The sequence below is a fragment of the Haloprofundus salilacus genome (assembly GCF_020150815.1).
In the GTDB taxonomy this organism is placed as follows: Archaea; Halobacteriota; Halobacteria; order Halobacteriales; family Haloferacaceae; genus Haloprofundus; species Haloprofundus salilacus.
Genome location: NZ_CP083723.1, coordinates 51,922 through 72,288, shown reverse-complemented (window position 1 = coordinate 72,288; position 20,367 = coordinate 51,922). Strand labels below are relative to the sequence as shown.

Here is a 20,367-nt window from a genome sequence, read left to right as displayed (position 1 = left end):
GTCCTCGCGGTCACTCATCGGTTTTACTCACTGCTGGCAAGGTAAACGAGAAGGTGGCGCCTTCGCCGAGCGTAGAGTCCACCCAGATATCTCCGTCGTGGCGCTCGACGATGCGCTCGACTAACGCCAACCCGATCCCGGTTCCGGAATCTTCGTGGCCGTGGAGGCTCTGGAACACCTCGAACACCTTATCGGCGTCGACAGGGTCGATTCCGATTCCCTCGTCGCTGACCGAAATAATCCACTGGTTGCCATCCCGCTCGGCAGAGATGTGCACTCGCGGTGGTTCGTCGCCACTGTACTCGATCGAGTTGTCCAGCAGATTCTGGAAGACTTGATTGAGCTGGCTGGCATCGCCGTAGACTTGGGGGAGGTCCTCGGCTGTGATATCGGCGTCAGTCTCTTGGATTTTCACCTGCAAGTCGTGGCTGACGTCCGCGAACACCTCCTCAAGGTCGACCGGCTCGAAGGGGTCTCCCCGGGTATCGACCCGCGAGTACTGTAACAGCGCCTCGATCATCTCGCGCATTCTGTCGGCCCCGTCGACGGCGAATTCGATGAACTCCCGGCCGTCTTCGTCGAAGGCGTCGCCGTACCGCTGGTCGATGAGCTGGATGTAGCTCGAGACCATCCGCAGCGGTTCTTGCAGGTCATGAGACGCTGCGTACGCGAACTGCTCTAAGCGCTCGTTCGACGCTTCGAGTTGCCGCTGGTACTCTCGGCGCTCGGTGACATCCTGGACGACGAGCATCCCTGCGAACACCTCGTCGTCGGCGTTCCTTACTGGGAGTGTGTGGGCGTAGAGATGCCTGTCGTAGAACTCGGTCTCGAAGGAATTGGTCTCACCGTCGAGCGCGGCGTGGAAATAGGGTTCGATCTCCTCGACGAGTTCGTCGGGATATAAATCGTAGACGGTGCTACCGATGCGGTCCTCTGGTTTGACACCGGTCGTGTCCAGAAGCTGGCCACCGACAGCAGTGTACTTCAGGTTCTGGTTGTAGAGACCGACCGCACCGTTGGGGAAGTTCTCAACGAGCGTCCGGTAGCGCCGTTCAGACTCCTCAAGTGCTCGTTCGCGTTCCTTGCGCTCGGTCACGTCCTCGGCGATGCCAATGACCCGCTCTCTCCCCTCACTTCGGACTGGGTCAGCCCGAACAGAGAGCCACCGAACCGCACCGTCGGGTTGAACGATGCGGTATTCCTCGTCGAATCGTTCGTCCGGCACGGCAGCGTACGACTGCTCTACACGCTCGCGGTCGTCCGAGTGAACTGTCTCAAGGAACGTGGTGGGATCGTCGTACAGCGACTCCCGGTCACGCGCCCAGATCTCTTCGTAGGCGGGGTTGATATAGAGGATATCCCGGGTCTCGGGATCGGAGATCCAGACCATTTCCTTGAGGTTCTCCGCGAGCATCCGGAACCGTGTCTCGCTTTCTTCGAGTTGCTGCTCACGCTGTTTACGCTTGGTGATATCCTGGGCAGCTCCTCGGAGCGACACGACGTCGCCATCGTCGGTTTCGGGGACCCCCTGAAGCCTGAGCCACCGTACGTCGTCGCTGCCCGTCCGGATCCGGACCTCCACGTCGAAGGGTTCGCCCGAGTCCAGCGCGGTCTCTACGGCAGCCTCGACGTTTGGTTGGTCCTCGTCGTGATACATGTCAAGGGCCTCCTCCAACGGAGGTTCCTCGTCGGCGGTCACCTCCAGCAGGTCGAACGTGTGATCGGTCCAGAACACGTCCATCGACTTCGTGTTGATTTCCCAGCCACCGACGTCCGCGACCCGCTCGGTCCGCTCAAGCAGGTCCAGCGCTCGTTCGAGAGCACGCTCTTGCTCCTTGCGCTCGGTGACGTCTTGGCCGGTACCGACGATGCGGGTAATCCCGCCATCCGTCACTCTGGTTCCCCGGGCATGCACCCATCGAATCTCGCCGTTGGGGCGGACGATGCGGAACTGCTCATCGAAGTCCGTTTCAGACAGCGCGGTGAACTGCTTTCGAATGTGCTCGCGATCTGCCTCGTGGATTGCGTCGAGAAACGACAGCGGCTCGTCGTAAAGTTGCTTGCGATCCAGCCCCCATACCTTCTCGAAGGCGGGGTTCAGGTAGATGAACTCTTGGGCGTCCGGGGTGGCCATCCAGACGATTTCGTCGAGATTCTCCGTGATCATACGAAACCGGGCCTCACTTCTCTGGAGGTCCTGCTCCATTTCCTTACGGTCGGTGATATCCTGCACGACGACCATACCCGCATAGATGTCGCCATTGGTGTTCCTCACCGGGAGGGTATAGGCTGATAAATACTGATCGCGGTACTCGACCATGAAGGCGCTCGACTCGCCCTCGAGTGCAGTCCGGAAGTGCGGTTCGATCTGGTCGAGAAAGCCCTCCGGATGGAGTTCCTGGATCCGGTGGCCGATGCGGTCTTCGGGCTCCATGCCGAGCGTATCCAGAAGCCGCCCGCCGACGGCAGTGTACTCCAAATCTTCGTTGAACAGCCCCACCGCGCCGTTCGGGAAGTTTTCGATGAGCGTCCGGTACCGCTGCTCGCTCTCCGCAAGTCTGCGCTGGGCCTCCTCGCGTTCGGTTCTGTCTTGGGACATCCCGAGCGCCGCGAAGACATCGCCGTCGTCATCGTAGACTGGCACGACCTGGAACTGGTAGACTCGGTCGTTGGATTCAGCTTGGAACGTGCTGGAGTCCCCCTCGAACGCGGCTTCGTAACACGGGACGAGTTCGTCGGCCAACTCCGGCGGCAGGATCTCGCTCACCGACTGCCCTTCCACCTCCTCGACCGTAAGGCCCGCCACGTCGAGGGGGCTGCCGCCGACGGTCCGGTACTGGAGGTCCTCGTCGACGAGTGTGACAGCGCCGTTTGGAAAATTCTCCACTAGTGTCCGGTAGCGTCGCTCAGACTCTTTGAGTTTCCGCTGAGATTCCTTGTGCTCGGTGATGTCCCGGACGACGCCAACGGTACCCTCGAACTCGTCTCCATCGACGAGACGGTTGATATGTAGTTCGCACGGAATCCGAGCTCCGTCGGCTGTTTCGATAACGATCTCGTAGGGGGTGTCGCCGGCATCGGTCTCAAGACGGTCGCAAATCACGTCTTGGATGCGGGCGACGTCCGATTTATCCAACAAGACCGAGACGTGTTCACCGAGAAGAAAGTCGCGTGTGTACCCCGTCATCCCGATGACACCATCGTCGACAGCAACGAATCGACCGTCGGCATTGAGCTGATAGATGCCGTCGCTGACCGTTTTAACGAGGTTCTGACACCGTTGGAGCGCCTGCCCACCGCCATCGCCCCCCCAGAAGCCCCCCTTATCTGTCCCCGTCTGATCGCTCATACGAATGCGAGTGGACTCCGGGTCTGATAAGTTCAACGTACACTGTGCGGTTCTACACTTCTCGTCAATAAAGCGCCATTTATATGGATTCGATGAACTGTTCGTCTGAGTGGGTTTTAGCAACCATGCTGAATAGATCGCGCATATCTTGTACAGCCAGTCGAAAATGGCTGTGCTGTAACTACAAATGCAAAGGCCCCGCCAAGTCACTTAACGCGAACGACCTGTAATCAATCGTCAGGGTCACGCATGACATCCTCCTCGCCGTAAACGGCGAGGTTTCCTCGCGCTGGGGGTATCGCTTACCGACCCACGGAGGCAACTTGCGGGTTCGTATGCTCCTCGTTGGGAACTGAGCGTGATGACTCTGACCAATCATGGTCGTCCCACTTGAGGCATACAGGCCGTGCCATCGACCGTGTTACCGTCGTCTGCCGTTGACGAGATACTCCGTGTCTCGTTCGCCAATCAGAACTCGAAGAGTTCTGATGACGTCTCAAGAACGTCTCTGACGCTGTGAGGTCTGCATGCCCCTCGAATCCACACGGACACGTCAGCGTGTCTCTGTGGCGCGTCGTATCCTCCGTCGAACCACAGTTGGGACACTCCTGACTCGTCCATGCCTCCGACCGAACCTCGACCGACATACCGTATTCTTCGGCGGTACACGCCAGTCGATTCACGAACGCTCGGAACGCCCAGAAATTGTGCGTCTTCGCGTTCGCCTCCACCGACCAGTGCGTTGAGAGTACGTCCGTCAACGCCCCGACATACACTGTCGAAACGCCTTCGTCGTATAGACGTTTGATAAGGTCGCGGGCGAGTGCGTCTTGAGCGTGGTCACGGCGCTTGGTACGTCGGTCGTACAGGCGTCGGATACGGTGGCTACTGTATCGACCGTCCTCCAACAGAGATTGGAGGCGGGCGATTTCCCGCGTCGACTCGCGGAATCGCTCGAACAGGTCGCGCCCTTCGTACAGCAGTTGCGTGCCGGTCGTGGTCGTACAGGCGACGAGGTTGTTAGCACCAATATCCAGAGCGGCTTCTTCCGAAGCCAGTGGTGATGCCAGCCGAGAATCGTCGATAGTAACTGGCTGAAAGGCCCTGAACGATTGTGCTTGCTCGTCCAAGAACAACTCTAACCGGCCCTGCTTGTCGTACTCGTCCCAGTTGGGGTCGCCCCGGACTTCGACCCGGAGACGTTCGCGGTATCCAAGACCGTACTCGTCTTTGAGGTCATTGCCGACGAGGATTTCAAGACGAGAGTATTCGCCCCACTCGACGGAGTACGACGTATTGCGGATGTACGTGCGGAGTTCTCGGCCGTCCTCGGCGTTGCCCCAGTACCCGGGTTTGCCGTAGGCTTCGCCCTTCTTCTTGAGGCTGAAGAACGACCGCCACGCTTCGCGGTTCTTGCGTTCGATTTGCTGAACCGTAGACGCACCGAGAACACCGCCGTAGCGACCGCGATACTCGCTAATGGCCCATACATCTCCGTCTGGGTCGGCGTAGTTTTCGCGGCGCTCGTAGTTGATTTCGTTCCAGAGAGCGGCAGAAGCGTCCAACAGGCGTCGAAGCAACTCCTCGTCCTCGTCGGACTGGGGAACCACCTCAAACGTGTTGGCTCGCTTCATCAACTATTGGTGTATCCGAACACACATAAGCGTGGGGTTTGTGTGTTATTGTATGGTAGAAGTCCGAATCGAGTTCGATGACGAGGAACAGTATGAGCGGTTGAAAGCGTTGAAGAAACACCGTGGATTAACGTGGAAGGGTTTGCTCCTCGAAGGCGAGAAGAAAGTCAGGGAGGATGCCCCGGAATAAGCGTCGAACGTGGTTTGTGAAATGTAGTGTCGGATTCACGCCCGCCCTAAAGGGCGGGACTCTCTCCTTGATTCCGGTAGGACGCTTTGTGGAGCGGCTTCCATGAGGACGACTACGACGCCGTCAGCGACGATGAGTGGACTCAGATCGTAAACGTCACCGACCGGCCACTCCCGCTCCCACGTCCGGTCTACTGGCCAGTCCGGGCCAGCGCGTACAGGAGCGTGACCTGTGTTCGCTCGATTGTACCGGGGAAACGACCAGTCCGTCGGGCTTGTGGCGAGCGAGGACGGGGTACAGTCGCGGCCAGCGAGCCAGTCGGGCATGCTATCGGCTGAGCGGACACCCGCGACGTAGCCACTGATTCCAGTCGCGGTTACGCCGACGGCCGTGAGCGCCTGACGTCGAGAAATGGAGGGCGAGTCGGGCATACGACGACTTCTTAGGAGTCTATCAAAACCTACTGGACTGAGGAATCTCTCAACGATTGGCTCCAGAGGATTGTTGATGACCGGCTTTCAACGGTTTACGTCCAGGACATCCGCGGGAAACCCGAGCAGTTCGACATTTGGCATGCTTTTGGGCGTAAGTTGCTGAATACATCCTCTGTCTCTTGCACTTCGTTACTGACAGCTGTCGAGGAGCTCGCTCACTGACTGCTAAATACAGGGCGCGAGTCGGTCACGACTGATGAGATAGTGATGTTCAAATTACTTGACACTGATGCGATACTCAAACCCGTTCGACGACGGCGAGGAGCCCCTGCTCGGAACGTACTCGTGTTTCAAACACACTCTCCTGAGTCTCGTGGACCGTCCACTGGTTTCCAAACGCAGAGTGAATATCTTCTGGAGTGAGTGGATTCGGCCCTGCGTTCTCGGTAGCGCCTTCGGCGAAGCCGACGAGAAAGAGGTGTCCACCCGACGAGACGACTGCGGCGAGTTCACGAGCGTAGGTTTCCCGTTCGTCTGTCTCGAAGGCGTGGAAGAGCCCACTATCCAACACCGTCTTGAACGGTCCGAGATTGCTTGGGAGATTCAGCGCATCCGCAACTCGAAAGTCGGCGTCCAGACCTCGCTCTCTGGCTCTCTTTTGTGCCACTTCAATACCTACCTCGGAGAAATCGATGCCGAGAGCTGTGTATCCTCGTTCTGTAGCCCAGAGTGCGTGTATCCCGGTGCCACATCCAACGTCGAGGATTGGGCCGGACAACTCATAGCTTTCGATGGCATCCACGAGTGCTGGTTGGGGGTGACCGATGTCCCACGGTGGAACTGTCTCACTTCCATACATCTCATTCCACCAATCCGCTTGGTCTTCTGTTTCGGACCGATCGCCCATGGCCTTCCACTCTATCCAGTCACCTATCATGAATCTGCTGTACACATCCTCTGTATCTTGCAATCCATTACTGACAGCAACTGAGTAGTTCGCTCAACGACTGCTGAATACACGTCGCGAGTCGGTCATGCGACGTTCCCAATCTCGGTGCTACGTAATGAGGATGTATTCAGCACAACAGCGTTTCTGGCTGCAAAGAACGACCAGACTTCGCGCGTTTGGATTTCTACATACCACTACATCTCTGATACTCTTGAGAAAACCCGCCCTACCGACACTGATTTATTCCAACACTTACAATTCTGAATCATGAGTCCCCGCTTTAGTCGGCGAACGCTCCTCGGTTTATCCGGAGGGGGGATTGCGTCACTACTTGGCCTAAGCTGGTGGCTTTCAGCTGGGAATGACCATGGCAATCAAAAGGTCGATTTGGTGGTGGTAAACAACGATTTGGTGAAACACTCCTTCCGTGTCGATGTTAGCCAAGGGGGACGTGATTTCACTGGAGAGACGACTTTGAAGTCGGAGAGTTCCCATGTGTTCGACGAAGCACTCTCGTTCAACGAGAGAGAGTCAGTCTCTAAGCTCAATCTCACCATAGGTGGCACCGGAACTAAGGCGAGCACATTTTTCAGTCTTGAATCGCCAGACGAACCGCTCATTGTAATCTACGAAAGCGACGGTCGAATTGACGTCCAACAACGTCACCGTCAGAGTGAATAAATAGCTGACCAGTCGCTTTGAGAATTCATTAAACGGGTGATGCGGGTGAGTGTAGAAACAGATGACAAGTGGAGAGAAATTAGGCTCCACACGCCGTTTTCTGAGTGGGTAGACTACAAACACAGCACTCTCCCTGACGCCCTCAATGAGTATTCACGCAAACTGAGTGGCCGACCCTATGAGGGAGTGATAGATGCATCCTCTGTATCTCGCACGGTGTTTCTGACCGACCTCTGGTAATTCGTAGTGAGTCTGCTGAATACACGGCGCAAGTCGGTCGTTGATAGAGCATCCAGTATAAAAGAAACGTACGTGATTACCCCGAAGACTCAGCAACCGGCGCAGCCTGAGCTCGTGCGACCATCCCGTTGTTGCGGACAACTCGTTTGAGCTCCTCGTAGGGATTGCGTCCCTGCTGGCGACGTGGCGCTACTGACAGCCTGTCAGTAACCTAGTGGCTACCGACAGGGCGGGGATGAGTTTGTGAGGGTGTTCTAATAGCGGTGGTCCCCGTCGCTATAATTGTAGTCATCGGCTTGCATTTCTGGGTCTCTTTCAACTTCACCTTTGGCAACGAGCAATAGCAGCAGCAGCATTATGATGCCGACGAGTACGAGCATGACGATAGGCCCTATTGACAGTCCCATATTCACCTTACAGTTGGGCGTCAAATAATTATTGGGATGTGAACACGCACCATGCCACGCTGCTTCCTCCCCTCGTCACCATCCGTTCTAGTTTAACGATCTGGACCCGCGCTGTCACCTGATTAGATATCGTTGAGACCGAAGTCGTCTCAAACCGCCACTAAACTAGAACGGATGATCGCCACGGAAATGTGGTTTTATAGTCAAAATTAAACAAACAGCAATCGCGTGCTGCATACGCCCTCTGTATCTTGCACCCCGTTATTGACAGAGGTTGAGGAGTTCGCTCACCGCCTGCTGAATACAGTGCGCGAGTCGGTCAGCGGTTCCGCGCTCGAAAAGTGACCGAACTGAATCGTTCAGTACAGATGACCAACCTACCGTTCAGTACAGAGAAGGTAGAGAACCCAGCAGAGTAGACATGTTTTTAACCAATTGCTTTAAACATGGACTATGTCAAGTTGGTCACCGCCATCAATTCCTCGTACATGGATTGTCGGAATTGGTCTCCTTTACGTACTCATACTCGGATACTCGGTAGTTATTGCACAGCAAATTCTATTCGGAGTCTGGATTGGTCTCCTGTTTGGGTCACTCTTTCTCTTATGGCGGTTCGTCGCAGCAGTAGAAGGAATTGCTGACGCTCTTCAACGAATATCTCGTCAACGAGAGGAGAATTGAGAGATAAGCACACCTACTGAGCGGTTAGTTCAACGTTGGTGGGCCGAAATAAACGAGGTCTCCGTGAGAGATGCACCCTCTCTATTCAGCACGCAACTTCTGACAGGGGCTGAGTAGGTTTCTGCGGGTATGCTGAATGCACAGCGCGAATGTAGCACGTCTATCCGTCAGCTTTGTCTGAAAGCGCCCGCAGAATGTTTATCTGGGTGCTGTTAGATTTGTATTCGCATGTCAGTCCCTGAATGCGAACTTGACAGTCAGAGACTACTCGGTGCCGCCCTTCTGGCGAGCGGACTGATCGCCGTCCTCGTCGTCACGTTCGGCTGGAGTCGCCTGCTTCTGCTGGACAGATCAACCGCTGGAGCTGGTAAAATCATCCTTGGCGTAATGACCGGATGGTCCTTGGCGACCGCGGCGTACGCACCATTTCTGCTGGCTGTCCTACTGGTCGTCGCTGGCTCGTCTCGGCGTGCAGTCGTCGGCGGTGCCGTCCTCGTATATGTGGTTGACCTCCTGTTCATCGTCGGCCGAACGTTGCTGTCCGACCTCCCGGGGGAGCTTCCACTTACTATATTCGCTGTTCCACTCGGTCGGGTTCTGACATTTCTTGCGGTCGCAACGGCGGTGTGGTTCGCCTACCACGGTGGGTACGAACGACTGGTCTCGGCTGTCGGAAACGTGGACCAGCACCCGCTTTTCGCCATAGTTGCCCATGAAGATATTGGGCCTACCCTTTCGCTACAGCGCGGGCTCATCGCGACAGGACTTGCCGCGATTGTCGGTGCAGGCGGATTGGTGCTGGTCCACGGGGTTGGGACGTTCCTCCAATCAGTCACACGCCCGGAGACAGGCGGATCCTCTACCAGAGTGTTCTTGCAGGGCTCAGGTTTGAGAGTCGGGGTTCCGCTGACAGAACTCCCGGTTGAATGGCTGTTCACGGCCTCGTTCCTCCTGGGAGTCATATTCCTCACCGGTCCCCGACTCCGGTTGCGAGACTTCCTAAAAGCGATTGCCGTCGTCTTCGGCGTGCAGTCGACGGTGAGACTTCTGCCTGCGCTCATCCCGCCGTTTCGCCCCATTGACCTTTGGGCTACCTCGGGTCCGGTACTGGCACCCCTGGAGGACTCGATTTTACTCTTCGGCATCGCCGTCGCAGTCTGGATGGCGTTTCACGACGGACTGGAGACACTTCACCACATCACCCGTTCGAGGCTGGTCTCGGACTAACGGTTCTGGGACGAGATTACAATACTCATGTTCTCGGTTTTATAGCCTAGTGACGCTTCTTGCTGCAGAGAAGCTCTGTATCTCGCACTCCGTTATTGACAGAAGTTGAGGAGTTCGCTCATCGACTGCTGAATACACAGCGCGAATGCAGCACGAGATGCTCTCCTGATTCTGAGAGACTATTGCGTCACTCCATGCGGCCAGTGTGAAAGCAAAGGACTGCTCCAACAACAAGAGCAACAAGTCGGAAGAACTCGGCAACGCCCTTCTGCGTGCCTCGGTATTTGACGCCCCCCTGTCGGTAGTATGCACCGTCGTGAGCGATAATCGCCTTAGTTTCGTCCCAGTAGGCAAAGCCGGTCAGTGGGCGGTTTGTGCGGACGGTTCCCTTTTCGACAACTCGGCGGACACCTCTTGGGGAGTTCCTGAAGGGGGTTGACACCAGTTCGAGTGCGGTGGCGTTCGAAACCTGTCTAAGGCTGACTCTCGTGGTATCGTTCTCGTAGTGGGTAATATTCGGCTGATAGAAGGCTGTGTTTGAATCACTGAATATAATGAGTCGGTTCTCGGGACCAAACCCACGGGCGGCGCGGTATGTTGTGTCAGAGACGATACGGGGGCTGTCGTCTTTGACAACATAAGCGAGTTCGCATTCATCAGACTCATAATAACAGGAGGAGGTTCCTTCGGCCCACCCCAGCATCCCTGCGAGTTGGGGGTCATCGGGATTGACTTGGTCTACGTTGTACTCGTAAGTCCAAGCGATAGTGCCAAATGGTGCGAAGACGGCTGAGAGGAGGAAAAGGAAGCCGAGGAAAGCAGTAGCAATGCGACGGGTTTGGGAACCGAAAGAGGGCATGTGTCGAGATTCTAACTCAAAGACGACAATTCTTTCGATGACAGATGTACTATGGATGAAATCAACCCTACCTCCGTTCTGAATACACCCTCTGTATCTCGCACTCCGTTACTGACAGTATTTGAGGAGTTCGCTCATCGACTGCTGAATACACAGCGCGAATGTGCCGTTAGCGCACGGCCTGCATCGAGTCAGACAGCACTCGATGAACAACGCCAACAAAACCTCCGAGAAGGAGCGTAAGACCGAAAAGAGCCGCTACTAAGGAGACGAGAGTTTCCAGTACTGGATTTGGAATGATAAAGAAGCCTTCCCGTGAGAACTCAATAATGAGCCATCCCAGTACAGTCACTACGTAAAGCTTCACCAACTTGGGATTGAGTGCGTACCGAAACGAGTCTACAGCGGAGTCTTCAGGCATAAAATGTAGTTCAGTCTAATCCACAAATATCTTGTCGTGTTCAACAACAGGTTCTTCACTGCACTATCGCCTATTTCATCGCTGACCAAATGCAACAAACGAAGACCGTTTGCGGACTACATCCTCTGTATCTCGCATTCCGTTACTGACAGCCGTTGAGGAGTTCGCTCACCGCCTGCTGAATACAGTGCGCGTATCTTGCAATCGGTTTGGGACTGATTCTCCTGAAAGTCACAACACCGGGTTAGGGGCGGTATCACCCTGTGTCCGAGAGGTGGACGTACCCACCAGCGTTAACTGTGAGCTGATTGGACAGTAGCCTATGCGTGCGTCTCCGCTCTCAGCGATCGCCATGGTCGCCCTCCTGGTCTTCGCGGGATGTACTGGACTTCCAGGCACAGGCGGGAACAGGCCGTCTCCCGGCGCGTCCCCCGCCGATTTCCCGAACGCGTCGGCCATCGACCAGTCGGTGTTCGATAGACACGCAACCGAGCTGGCGAACACGAGTTTCACGCTCTCAACCGAGAAAGTCCGGAAGGAACGCGTTTTCCACCCTTCAGAGAAGGACTTCAGGTACATGAACGACACGGGCCATTTTCTCGTCGAGCCCGGCGCCTCACAGTACCTCGCACATACCAACGGCTACTTTTCGGTGAACGGCACCACCTACTCGAACGGGAGCACGGAGTACGCCCTGTCCCGGACGGAGAACGGGTCGAGAGTGAGTCCTACCCCCGCCCCGGTGTTCAACGAGTCGGGCGAGCGGTATCTCTGGCGTGGATGGTTCAACAACGACAGCGGAAGCCAGCACGCGTTTGCTGCGATTGACGCCACTTACGAGCGCGAAGGCGTCGAGACGTTCCAGGGCGTTCCGGTGATGCGTTACGAGGCCACCGGTGTCGACGCGCTGGCCGACTCGTGGGCGGGGGGCGAGAACGCGAGTTCGTGGTACGAGGAGTTCTCAGCGACACTCCTGCTCGACGAAGACGGCGTCATCCGCCACTATGAGTACGAATTCGTCTGGGTCGACTACCACACCCGGAGGATTACGCACTCGTACACCCTGTCCGACGTTGGGAGCACCGACGTCGAGAAACCGGAGTGGGCGGCGAACGCGACGGCGGGGTCGTAACTACTCGGCTCGATACCAACAGGGTCGCCCGGTTGATCAATCCATCCTCTGTATCTCGCACGCTCTTTCTGACAGGGACTGGGTAGTTCGTTGTGACCGTGCTGAATAGAAGGCGCGTATGATTCGAATCAGAAAGTGAGATCCAGAATATCGTGTATCTACTGATTGAAGGAGCCTGATGGGTGACTTACTCCCTGCCTATTCTTTTGCTGATGTATTGCTGTACCGTGAGAACGAGAACCAAGATGACCGTGAGTATTGCTACTGCAAGTATGATGAGTTCAGGCTCGTTTCCAGACGGCGGTTCAGTCATGGTCCAAAACCATGCTGCTGCAACAATTGAGGACAGGACCACAGCAACTGCGGTCAAGGGGAGGGAGGCTTCCTTGCTCTCTTCGCCGATAGACATCGTTCTTGCTCTGTTATTGGACGTCCGACATAGCCTTACCGGGGAATTTGGCTTCGTTGGAAACCCTTAGTCAGTGATAGCTTTCAACGGGCGTGCTGCATACAGAGCGCGAATCTTGCACAGTCAAGGGTAGGAAACACACCTTACCCTGAGTTGCCACGATTGCCTAACCTAGGGAAGATGGATATACGGCACAGTTACTCGCCGTAGCGAGTGAGTCTACACGCGCTACGATCAATGAACCAAGTGAGAGCAATTCTTATCCCGGGTACTGACTTGGGGGTGGTATGGAATTGCTAGACGAGGTCTTTTCGCTATTCAGCACGGAACGGCGACGGTTTGCATTGTACTATCTGAAGGGTGCGGAAAAGCCGGTATCAATCGACGAACTCGCAGAGAAAATCTATGAGTGGGAAGAGAACGGGTCGTGTGACACTATCCCCGACGACGAGCTACAAAAAATAATTCTCTCGCTAGAACACTCTCATCTTCCGAAACTTGAGGATGCCACACACGTCGAATACGACCGCACTAACGAGCAAGTCCGTATCTCGGGACTGTCAGCAGAGGCTGACGTGATCCTCTCTGTTAGCGAGGCTCTTGAACAACCCTCACAGACCAACGATTTTGTCGTCTCTCGGCTCGGAAAATCCCCGTGAGATAGATCCTTGATCTCGGTGACGAGTCTTTTAGCGGGTGATGAATTGGATGATACAGTGCGGAATACACCCTCTCTATTCAGCACGCGGCTTCTGACTGGACACTGTCAATTCGTACAGTACGTGCTGAATAGAGAGCGCGTATTTCCCACAAAATTCCGTCGGAAGTGGAGTTGGGGGGTGGAGTTATTGAAATTAGGAGTATTGTTGAAAGCGCATTCTTCAGACAGATATCATAGTGGGACGGCTCACTACAGTTACACACCAAGCATACCCAATATACCCGTTATGAGGAAGTACAGGAGAGAACCCACGAAGAATACTACCACTGTTGTTATTAAGATTGACTGGAGAGCTGAATGCCCAGAATCCGTAGAATCTCCCTCTCTCTGACCTATTCCATCTCCATTATCTATGTATCCCATCGACTGGAGGGCTGAAATCCCAGGATCTCCGTCTGTCCTCTCCATTCTAGCTTCAATATCCCCATTTACATCCTCCATTCCAATACTATGCATACTCCCCATTTCGCCACCATCCATTCCCCCGCCATCTCCGTCCATATTTGTTCAAACATTTCGGCACTAATAAGTTTTCTTTAGCGTTTATCTGCGAGTTTTTGCATGAACACGAGAGACGCTCTGAATACATCCTCTGTATCTTGCACTCCGTTACTGACAGTGGTTGAGGAGGTATCAATCGCCGTGCTGCATACAGTGCGCGTATCTTGCACGGCCGATAGTAGCGAACTGGCCCGTAGTAGACCCGCGTAGTTTACAGGTGAGGGTGATTCGTTCCGTTAATCTGACTGATTGTCTATTCAGGTGACTGTTTCGGGGTCGGTTCGGTCATTGGATGCTGTAGTCGACTAGCACGGAACCGTCGTCGAAACGGCGCGTCGTGTTGAGAGCGAGGTCGACCCGCGTTGCGTCGGGGAGGGCTCGGGTTCCCTCACCGACGATCGTCGGGACCAAGCGCAGTACGCACCTGTCGACCAGACCTGCGCGGATTGCCTCGGCAGCGAGGCTGGCGCCACCGATAGACAGGTCGCGGTCGGCTTGGTTTTTCATGGTCTGTACCTCTTCGGGGTCGAACGTCTGCTCCAGGCGGGTCCGCGGTTCCGGCACGGAGTCCAGGGTGGTTGAGTAGACGACCTTGTTGGTATCCCCCCACGCCTCGGCGAACTCGCGTTGTACCTCGGGTAGGTCGTCGAGGAGAAAGGTGTCCCACACCCGCATAGTCTCGTACATGCGACGGCCGCACAGGGAGGTACCGACCGATCGTTGGAAGTCGTTGAAGAAGGTATGCGCGTCCTCAGATGGCTCTGTCCAGTCGAAGTTGCCGTTCTCGTCGGCGATGTAGCCGTCGAGTGATGAGTTGATGAAGTAGATGAGGTTGGCCATGGAATCTCTTGGTTGTCGCGCCTATTCAATACGGACGACTAAAGGGCCGGAAACTGATCAGACGGTATTGATCTGCGTAGCGCACCTTCTCGAAGGCAGCCACGACCCCGGGTGGGACCGCCGCTATGTAAGCAGGTCAATTTCACCTGTAGATAACACCTGCTGCACGCATCCTCTGTATCTCGCACTCCGTTATTGACAGAGGTTGAGGAGTTCGCTCACCGACTGCTGAATACACGGCGTATAGTCCGCAGAAGAGCTATACTGTGTTTCAGTTACACCTCATTATGGGGGAATTCATCGAAGACAACCGCAAACACTGGGAGGAGCTTGCAGAGCTCCATCCAGAGACGGACTACTACGATGTCGAGGGATTCCTCGATGGGGACTCCACGCTCGATCCGATAGAACCTGAAGAACTTGGTACTGTTGAGGGCAGATCGCTGCTTCATTTGCAATGTCACTTCGGCCTCGATACGTTATCGTGGGCGCGTCGCGGAGCCGAGGTAACTGGAGTGGATATCTCGACCGAAGCCGTCGAAGCAGCCCGCGAGTTGGCTGACGAGGCTGGGCTGGAAAATCAGGCACGCTTCGTGCAGTCAGATGTGTATGAGCTTACCGATGACTCACCTATCGAAGACGAAGAATTCGATATCGTGTACATGTCGTTCGGAGTACTGTTCTGGCTCCCTGATCTCGAAGAGTGGGCTGATATCATGGTGCAATTCGTTCGTGAAGGGGGAACGTTCTATCTCGTTGACCACCACCCATTTACGAATACGCTCAGCGAAGATTCGACGGCGGAGAATCTGAAGATCAGCTATCCTTATTTCCGCGAGCGCATTAGTTACGACGCGACTGAAACGGGGAGCTATGCTGGAGTCGAACCAGGGGAACTCGAACACGGACCAACTCACGGGTGGTCTCATTCGTTCGGAGAAATCGTATCGGCACTGTGTGGGTCGGGGTTCCGTCTCGAATTTCTCCACGAGTATCCGTGGTCAACGTTTAAGGCCGTAGACGCGATGGAAGAGCGAGAGGACGGTCGCTATGTTCTTCCCGAACTTGACCACGACCTCCCGTTCGTGTTTTCCCTCAGAGCATCCCGCTGAATACACCCTCTGTATTCAGCCACGTTATTCTTGTCACGTTCTGAGGATTTCAACAGAGCCGTCGAGTCACACCGGTATCGTGTTGTTGTGGTCTGGATAACAGAGTCTGCTATGGATTCGGTGAAATGCCGTCACCGAATCATAAGAGGTGGCGGACAACCGACAGAGGTCCGACCAGCGCGTGAGTGGCAGTACGTCCCCGAATACCAAGCGATGGTGGACAACACGGTGTTGTTCACACGGCGATAACACTGAATTCGATGAGGCCTCATTGGTCAGACCACAGCCCAATGAAGCCACAGTCCGATGAGGGAGGAACCGAGAGTTCCCCAGCGTGTTGCTGGTTCCCTCCGAGTGCAGGTTGGAGCCTCGAAAGCTCCCACAGCCGAAATGAAATCCGATGTCCGGATTCCACGGTCTGTAGACCGCATCGATGCTCAAATTGAGTTACTCGTCCGACTTCGACGGTGAGTATTGATGCTTGGAGTCAGTACACGAGTTAAGTCTGGTGCAGGCAAAACGCGTGAACGAATTAACGGACTTGACCGACTAGAGTCATAGTCGACAAAACCCAGTCAAAACAGCCCACACTACCCCTCGAACAGTGAGACGGGCTCATCCCAGTTTCATAATCGGCCTACAAACCCGCAGGAGACCGTCTATCCTCCGTTCGAGAGGAGATTATGAAGCCAGCGATGACCGAGACGAGATGAATTCGGTTCGACGCAAATCTCCGTTTTGGGGGGGCTCTCACGCCAATTCTCGCATTCCTAATACTACACTCTCGAACAAACCACACCCTCCAAGATACAAAACCGATAGACGGCAACCGATTATGACGATTTGAGAATGACTATTGGATTGACTCCCCAGAGCCCCCTCCTCTTTGTTCCCCTAGCAAACACTGCTTATACCATCTCTATATACCACTCTCAGGCATTTGAACCAATTTGAGTCCCGTTTCACTTCTCCATCTCACTACCTCCTAGTGAGGATTCTCGTCACTACCGTCTGTCCTCTTGCGGTGGACGAGAATGATTATGAGCCGTGGGAGACGGCGAGTGAGGCGTAAAAGTGACGACTAGAGAGCTAGAAACACGCGATCTCCAATTTTGAGAACAATTCTTGAGGGAGAGTGACATCCTTGCCCACCCTAAAGGACAGGGCCTCCTACAGGGGAAGTCTCGTCGCCGGAGGCTTCATAATTGGACGAGGCTGTGCTGAATACAGCGTGCGTATCGGTTACTGAGCACTCAGTATGTGGCTACGAGTCGCTAAAATACGGAGGTTCCCAGTGTTAGTGGATTGGTCAAGAGATTTCCAGCGGAATTACGTGTCTTTATGTCTTCAATCCGACGCTCGAATCGACGATAACGCGGAAGGAGACCCCACGAGTACCGTATCCATGCGAGATACTCACTCTCACCAATAATATTAGGCATTATATTCATTCTCCAATATGCAGTATCATATGATGGCGAGTCGAACCCTAGAACTCGCTCCAACACGGTCCGAGTGGTGGTGTGTCAGTCCCTACAAAGACCTCACAGTGGTGTGTCAACCCCTTCGTTTTGGATTCTCGGGAGTCAAACCGCTAAGGAAGCATTACTCATCCCAAAGTGACGTCGTTTCGCAGCAAAGCAACTTCTTGTTCGACGAGATCGGACCTCCGCAATCCGGCTCGTGAATCGAGAGCGCTGGCATCTCGATCGTGACAAAAACACTTCCAATATCTAGAGATTGTAACTCTTAATTTGGAATAATTTTATTGTGTTGTGTCGAGTAGTAGAACTTGGCGACCCTGCTTCACCGCAATGTCGCAGAGGTCTTCACGTTCACACGTGACGAGAGTGTTGGCGAAAACGCGGGGTCGCTGTGACGAGACGAACCGCCAGACTTGAGGGAAGATTCAGCATCGACCGGCGTGGTGAGCCGATTGCGGAGATTCCCCCCGACACCCTCTCCCCCCACCACCCACCTGCACAGATCGCTCTCGTCGCGAGACAGCGTCATCCGCTGGCACCCACATGACGCTGTCTTCGGCACGCAACAACTGGTAATACAAGCGTTCGAGACCGTAGCATCCGTCTCGATACGGGCGTATGGAGGTCGATTCCGATGCCGACACGTTTCCCCGCCGTCCGTTTGGTCATCTATTGCGGAGGTCGGCGCGCGATAGGTCGAGACGAACCCCGAGGCGGGTCATATATTCTGGACTCCTCGTGACGACAGCCACCCGCATGACGGCTTCGACGAACGAATAGGTCGATTCGAACAACACTCAAGTCGCACCATGTTGAGGAACTAGGTTGTGTCAGGAGTTAGCATGTGTGGCGCGCTCGAACTGACGGTTCGGTGACGTGGGCGCGTCGGCAGTCGCGGATTGCCGAAGAGAGTCGGAAACGGAGACGGTCGGTACGCACCGATATCGCGAGCGCCGTGACGGAAGCTGACCACGCCACAGGAGATACAGATGAACATCGCATCACGCATCACCGGGTCGACGCACACGTTCGACTCGGTTCGAGAGGTACTGGCGAAAGCGAACGAGGAGAAATCCGGCGACGAACTCGCGGGGCTCGCCGCCGACTCGGAAGCCGAACGCATAGCCGCGAAGGACGCACTCGGCGGGCTCACGCTTGAGACACTCCGACAGTCGCCCGCGGTGCCGTACGACGAAGACGAGGTCACGCGAGTCATCCAGGACGGCGTCGACGAGGCCGCCTACGAGCGAATACGGGAATGGACTGTCTCGGAGTTCCGCGAGTTCCTCGCCGACGAAGGGACGCGCGAGGCCGAGATCGCCGAGGTTCGACCGGGGCTGACGAGCGAGATGATTGCCGCCGTCGCGAAGCTCATGTCGAACATGGACCTGGTCCAGGCGGCGTCCAAAATGGAGGTCACTGCTCGGTGTAACAACACCGTCGGCGCGGAGGGAACGCTCTCGTTTCGACTCCAGCCGAACGATCCGAGCGACGACGTCGAGAACATCCGCCACTCGATCCGAGAGGGACTGTCCTACGGCGTCGGCGACGCCGTCATCGGCATCAACCCGGTCGAGGACACCACGGAACGGACGAAGCGACTGCTCGACGTGACGAAGGAGTTCATCGAGACCTGGGACATCCCGACGCAGAACTGCGTGCTCTCGCATCTCACCACGCAGATGGACGCTGTCCGCGCGGGCGCGAGCGCCGACTTGCTGTTTCAGAGCCTTGCGGGGACCGAAGCCGGCAACGAGAGTTTCGGCATTGACGTCGACCTGCTCGACGAGGCGTACGAATTTGGGGACGAACACTGCACCGCCTCGGGGCCGAACGTCATGTACTTCGAGACCGGCCAGGGGTCGGAGCTGTCGAGCGACGCGCACGCGGACGTCGACCAGGTCACGTTGGAAGCACGGTGTTACGGGCTCGCCAAACGCTACGACCCGTTCTTGGTAAACACGGTCGTCGGCTTCATCGGCCCCGAGTACCTCTACGACGGCCGGCAGGTCATCAGAGCCGGGCTCGAAGACGTCTTCATGGGCAAACTAACCGGGCTCCCAATGGGCATCGACGCCTGTTACACGAACCACATCCAGGCCGACCAGAACGACATCGAGAACCTCGCCGTCTTGCTCACCGCCGCCGGGTCGAACTACTTCATCACCGTCCCGATGGGCGACGATACGATGCTCAACTACCAGTCGAACAGCTACCACGACGCGGCAGCGCTGTGGGACATCTTCGATATGAGTCCAGCCCCGGAGTTCGAGGCGTGGCTGGAGTCGATGGGTCTCATGGAAGACGGTCGACTGACGTCGGACGCCGGCGACCCGACGCGCTTTCTGGAGGGAGCACGATGAGCGACTCCCAGCCGCCCCACGACGGTGAGGCGGCCGACGAAGATGCGCTGGAGAGAATCGCCGCCGCGAGTCCGTCCCGCCTCGCCGTGGGACGAAGCGGAACCCGCCCTCGGACGTCGTCGATGCTGTCGTTTCGCGCAGACCACGCCAGAGCCCGCGACGCCGTCTTGACGAAGGTCTCCGAGGAGACGATCGACGAGGTGGGGCTGCTGCCGATTCAGAGCCGCGTCACGGACCAAGACGAGTACCTCGCCCGCCCCGACCTGGGGCGACAGATCACAGACGAGACCGCAGCACAGATTCGAGACGAGTGTACGCTCAACCCGGACGTTCAGATCGTCGTCTGCGACGGGCTGAGTTCGACGGCGGTCGAAGCGAACGTCCCCGACCTCCTGCCGATGCTCGTCGACGGACTCGAAGAGCGCGGGTTCGAGGTGGGAACGCCGCTGTTCGTGAAGTTCGGCCGCGTCGACGTGATGGACGCGATAGGCGAGAGGCTCGGTGCGACGAGCGTCGTGAACCTCATCGGCGAGCGACCGGGGCTGAACACCGCAGATAGTCTGAGCGCCTACCTCGTGTACGAACCCCGGCCAGGAAAGCCGACGGCGAAGAAGTCGGTCATCTCGAACATCCACGACGACGGATTGCCTGCAGTCGAAGCGGGCGCACAGATTATCGACCTCGTCGAGCGAATGCACGACCAGCGCGGCAGTGGCATCGACCTCGAGTGAGA

Annotated in this window: 17 protein-coding genes; 8 read left to right on the top strand and 9 right to left on the bottom strand. The window is 56.0% G+C overall.

Annotation, left to right across the window (positions count from 1 at the left end; genetic code table 11):
• Positions 1-10: 10 nt before the first annotated feature.
• Positions 11-3,559 (bottom strand): PAS domain S-box protein, encoded by a 3,549-nt coding sequence (locus LAQ58_RS00335; RefSeq protein ID WP_224448639.1) that lies wholly within the window; start codon positions 3,557-3,559, stop codon positions 11-13.
• Positions 3,560-3,651: 92 nt separating this feature from the next.
• Positions 3,652-4,983, bottom strand: coding sequence for an RNA-guided endonuclease InsQ/TnpB family protein (locus LAQ58_RS00330; protein WP_224448638.1), 1,332 nt, complete (start codon positions 4,981-4,983; stop codon positions 3,652-3,654).
• A gap of 52 nt (positions 4,984-5,035) precedes the next feature.
• Between LAQ58_RS00330 and LAQ58_RS00325 the strand changes: the two genes are divergently transcribed.
• The gene (locus LAQ58_RS00325) at positions 5,036-5,173 is read left to right on the top strand and encodes a hypothetical protein (RefSeq protein WP_224448637.1); all 138 of its coding nucleotides are present in this window, start codon (positions 5,036-5,038) and stop codon (positions 5,171-5,173) included.
• A gap of 732 nt (positions 5,174-5,905) precedes the next feature.
• Here LAQ58_RS00325 and LAQ58_RS00320 read toward each other — a convergent pair.
• Positions 5,906-6,544: a class I SAM-dependent methyltransferase gene (locus LAQ58_RS00320; RefSeq protein ID WP_224448636.1), complete on the bottom strand. Its 639-nt coding sequence runs from the start codon at positions 6,542-6,544 to the stop codon at positions 5,906-5,908.
• A 1,187-nt stretch (positions 6,545-7,731) separates the two neighbouring features.
• Positions 7,732-7,884: a hypothetical protein gene (locus LAQ58_RS00315; RefSeq protein ID WP_224448635.1), complete on the bottom strand. Its 153-nt coding sequence runs from the start codon at positions 7,882-7,884 to the stop codon at positions 7,732-7,734.
• A 453-nt stretch (positions 7,885-8,337) separates the two neighbouring features.
• Here LAQ58_RS00315 and LAQ58_RS19225 point away from each other — a divergent pair, with 453 nt between their 5' ends.
• Positions 8,338-8,565, top strand: coding sequence for a DUF8066 domain-containing protein (locus tag LAQ58_RS19225; protein ID WP_484494502.1), 228 nt, complete (start codon positions 8,338-8,340; stop codon positions 8,563-8,565).
• Positions 8,566-8,793: 228 nt separating this feature from the next.
• The gene (locus LAQ58_RS00310) at positions 8,794-9,792 is read left to right on the top strand and encodes a hypothetical protein (RefSeq protein WP_224448634.1); all 999 of its coding nucleotides are present in this window, start codon (positions 8,794-8,796) and stop codon (positions 9,790-9,792) included.
• Positions 9,793-9,979: 187 nt separating this feature from the next.
• On the opposite strand, the gene LAQ58_RS00305 is transcribed toward LAQ58_RS00310, so the two are convergent.
• Together LAQ58_RS00305 and LAQ58_RS00300 are read right to left on the bottom strand one after the other, a co-directional pair.
• Complete coding sequence (locus tag LAQ58_RS00305; RefSeq protein ID WP_224448633.1) at positions 9,980-10,651, bottom strand: DUF8127 domain-containing protein; 672 nt, start codon at positions 10,649-10,651, stop codon at positions 9,980-9,982.
• Positions 10,652-10,820: 169 nt separating this feature from the next.
• Positions 10,821-11,072 carry a hypothetical protein gene (locus LAQ58_RS00300; protein ID WP_224448632.1) on the bottom strand — a complete coding sequence of 84 codons (252 nt, stop codon included), beginning with the start codon at positions 11,070-11,072 and terminating at the stop codon, positions 10,821-10,823.
• A gap of 577 nt (positions 11,073-11,649) precedes the next feature.
• On the opposite strand from LAQ58_RS00300, the gene LAQ58_RS00295 reads away from it, so the two are divergent.
• Positions 11,650-12,204 carry a DUF7537 family lipoprotein gene (locus LAQ58_RS00295; protein WP_224448631.1) on the top strand — a complete coding sequence of 185 codons (555 nt, stop codon included), beginning with the start codon at positions 11,650-11,652 and terminating at the stop codon, positions 12,202-12,204.
• A gap of 187 nt (positions 12,205-12,391) precedes the next feature.
• On the opposite strand, the gene LAQ58_RS00290 is transcribed toward LAQ58_RS00295, so the two are convergent.
• Positions 12,392-12,613 carry a hypothetical protein gene (locus LAQ58_RS00290; RefSeq protein WP_224448630.1) on the bottom strand — a complete coding sequence of 74 codons (222 nt, stop codon included), beginning with the start codon at positions 12,611-12,613 and terminating at the stop codon, positions 12,392-12,394.
• A 287-nt stretch (positions 12,614-12,900) separates the two neighbouring features.
• Between LAQ58_RS00290 and LAQ58_RS00285 the strand changes: the two genes are divergently transcribed.
• On the top strand, positions 12,901-13,272 hold the full coding sequence (locus LAQ58_RS00285; protein WP_224448629.1) for a DUF7344 domain-containing protein: 372 nt from the start codon (positions 12,901-12,903) through the stop codon (positions 13,270-13,272).
• A gap of 257 nt (positions 13,273-13,529) precedes the next feature.
• Here the strand turns inward: LAQ58_RS00285 and LAQ58_RS00280 are convergent, their stop codons facing one another.
• Positions 13,530-13,835, bottom strand: a complete 306-nt coding sequence (locus tag LAQ58_RS00280) for a hypothetical protein (RefSeq protein WP_224448628.1) — start codon at positions 13,833-13,835, stop codon at positions 13,530-13,532.
• A 285-nt stretch (positions 13,836-14,120) separates the two neighbouring features.
• The gene (locus tag LAQ58_RS00275) at positions 14,121-14,675 is read right to left on the bottom strand and encodes a dihydrofolate reductase family protein (protein ID WP_224448627.1); all 555 of its coding nucleotides are present in this window, start codon (positions 14,673-14,675) and stop codon (positions 14,121-14,123) included.
• A gap of 287 nt (positions 14,676-14,962) precedes the next feature.
• On the opposite strand from LAQ58_RS00275, the gene LAQ58_RS00270 reads away from it, so the two are divergent.
• The 3 genes from LAQ58_RS00270 to eutC all read left to right on the top strand — a co-directional run bounded on the left by LAQ58_RS00270 (position 14,963) and on the right by eutC (position 20,365).
• Positions 14,963-15,787: a class I SAM-dependent methyltransferase gene (locus LAQ58_RS00270; protein ID WP_224448626.1), complete on the top strand. Its 825-nt coding sequence runs from the start codon at positions 14,963-14,965 to the stop codon at positions 15,785-15,787.
• 2,473 nt (positions 15,788-18,260) lie between these two features.
• The gene (locus LAQ58_RS00265) at positions 18,261-19,634 is read left to right on the top strand and encodes an ethanolamine ammonia-lyase subunit EutB (RefSeq protein ID WP_224448625.1); all 1,374 of its coding nucleotides are present in this window, start codon (positions 18,261-18,263) and stop codon (positions 19,632-19,634) included.
• Positions 19,631-20,365 (top strand): ethanolamine ammonia-lyase subunit EutC, encoded by a 735-nt coding sequence (gene eutC, locus LAQ58_RS00260; RefSeq protein ID WP_224448624.1) that lies wholly within the window; start codon positions 19,631-19,633, stop codon positions 20,363-20,365. The genes LAQ58_RS00265 and eutC overlap by 4 nt, the downstream gene beginning before the upstream one ends.
• Positions 20,366-20,367 lie beyond the last annotated feature (2 nt).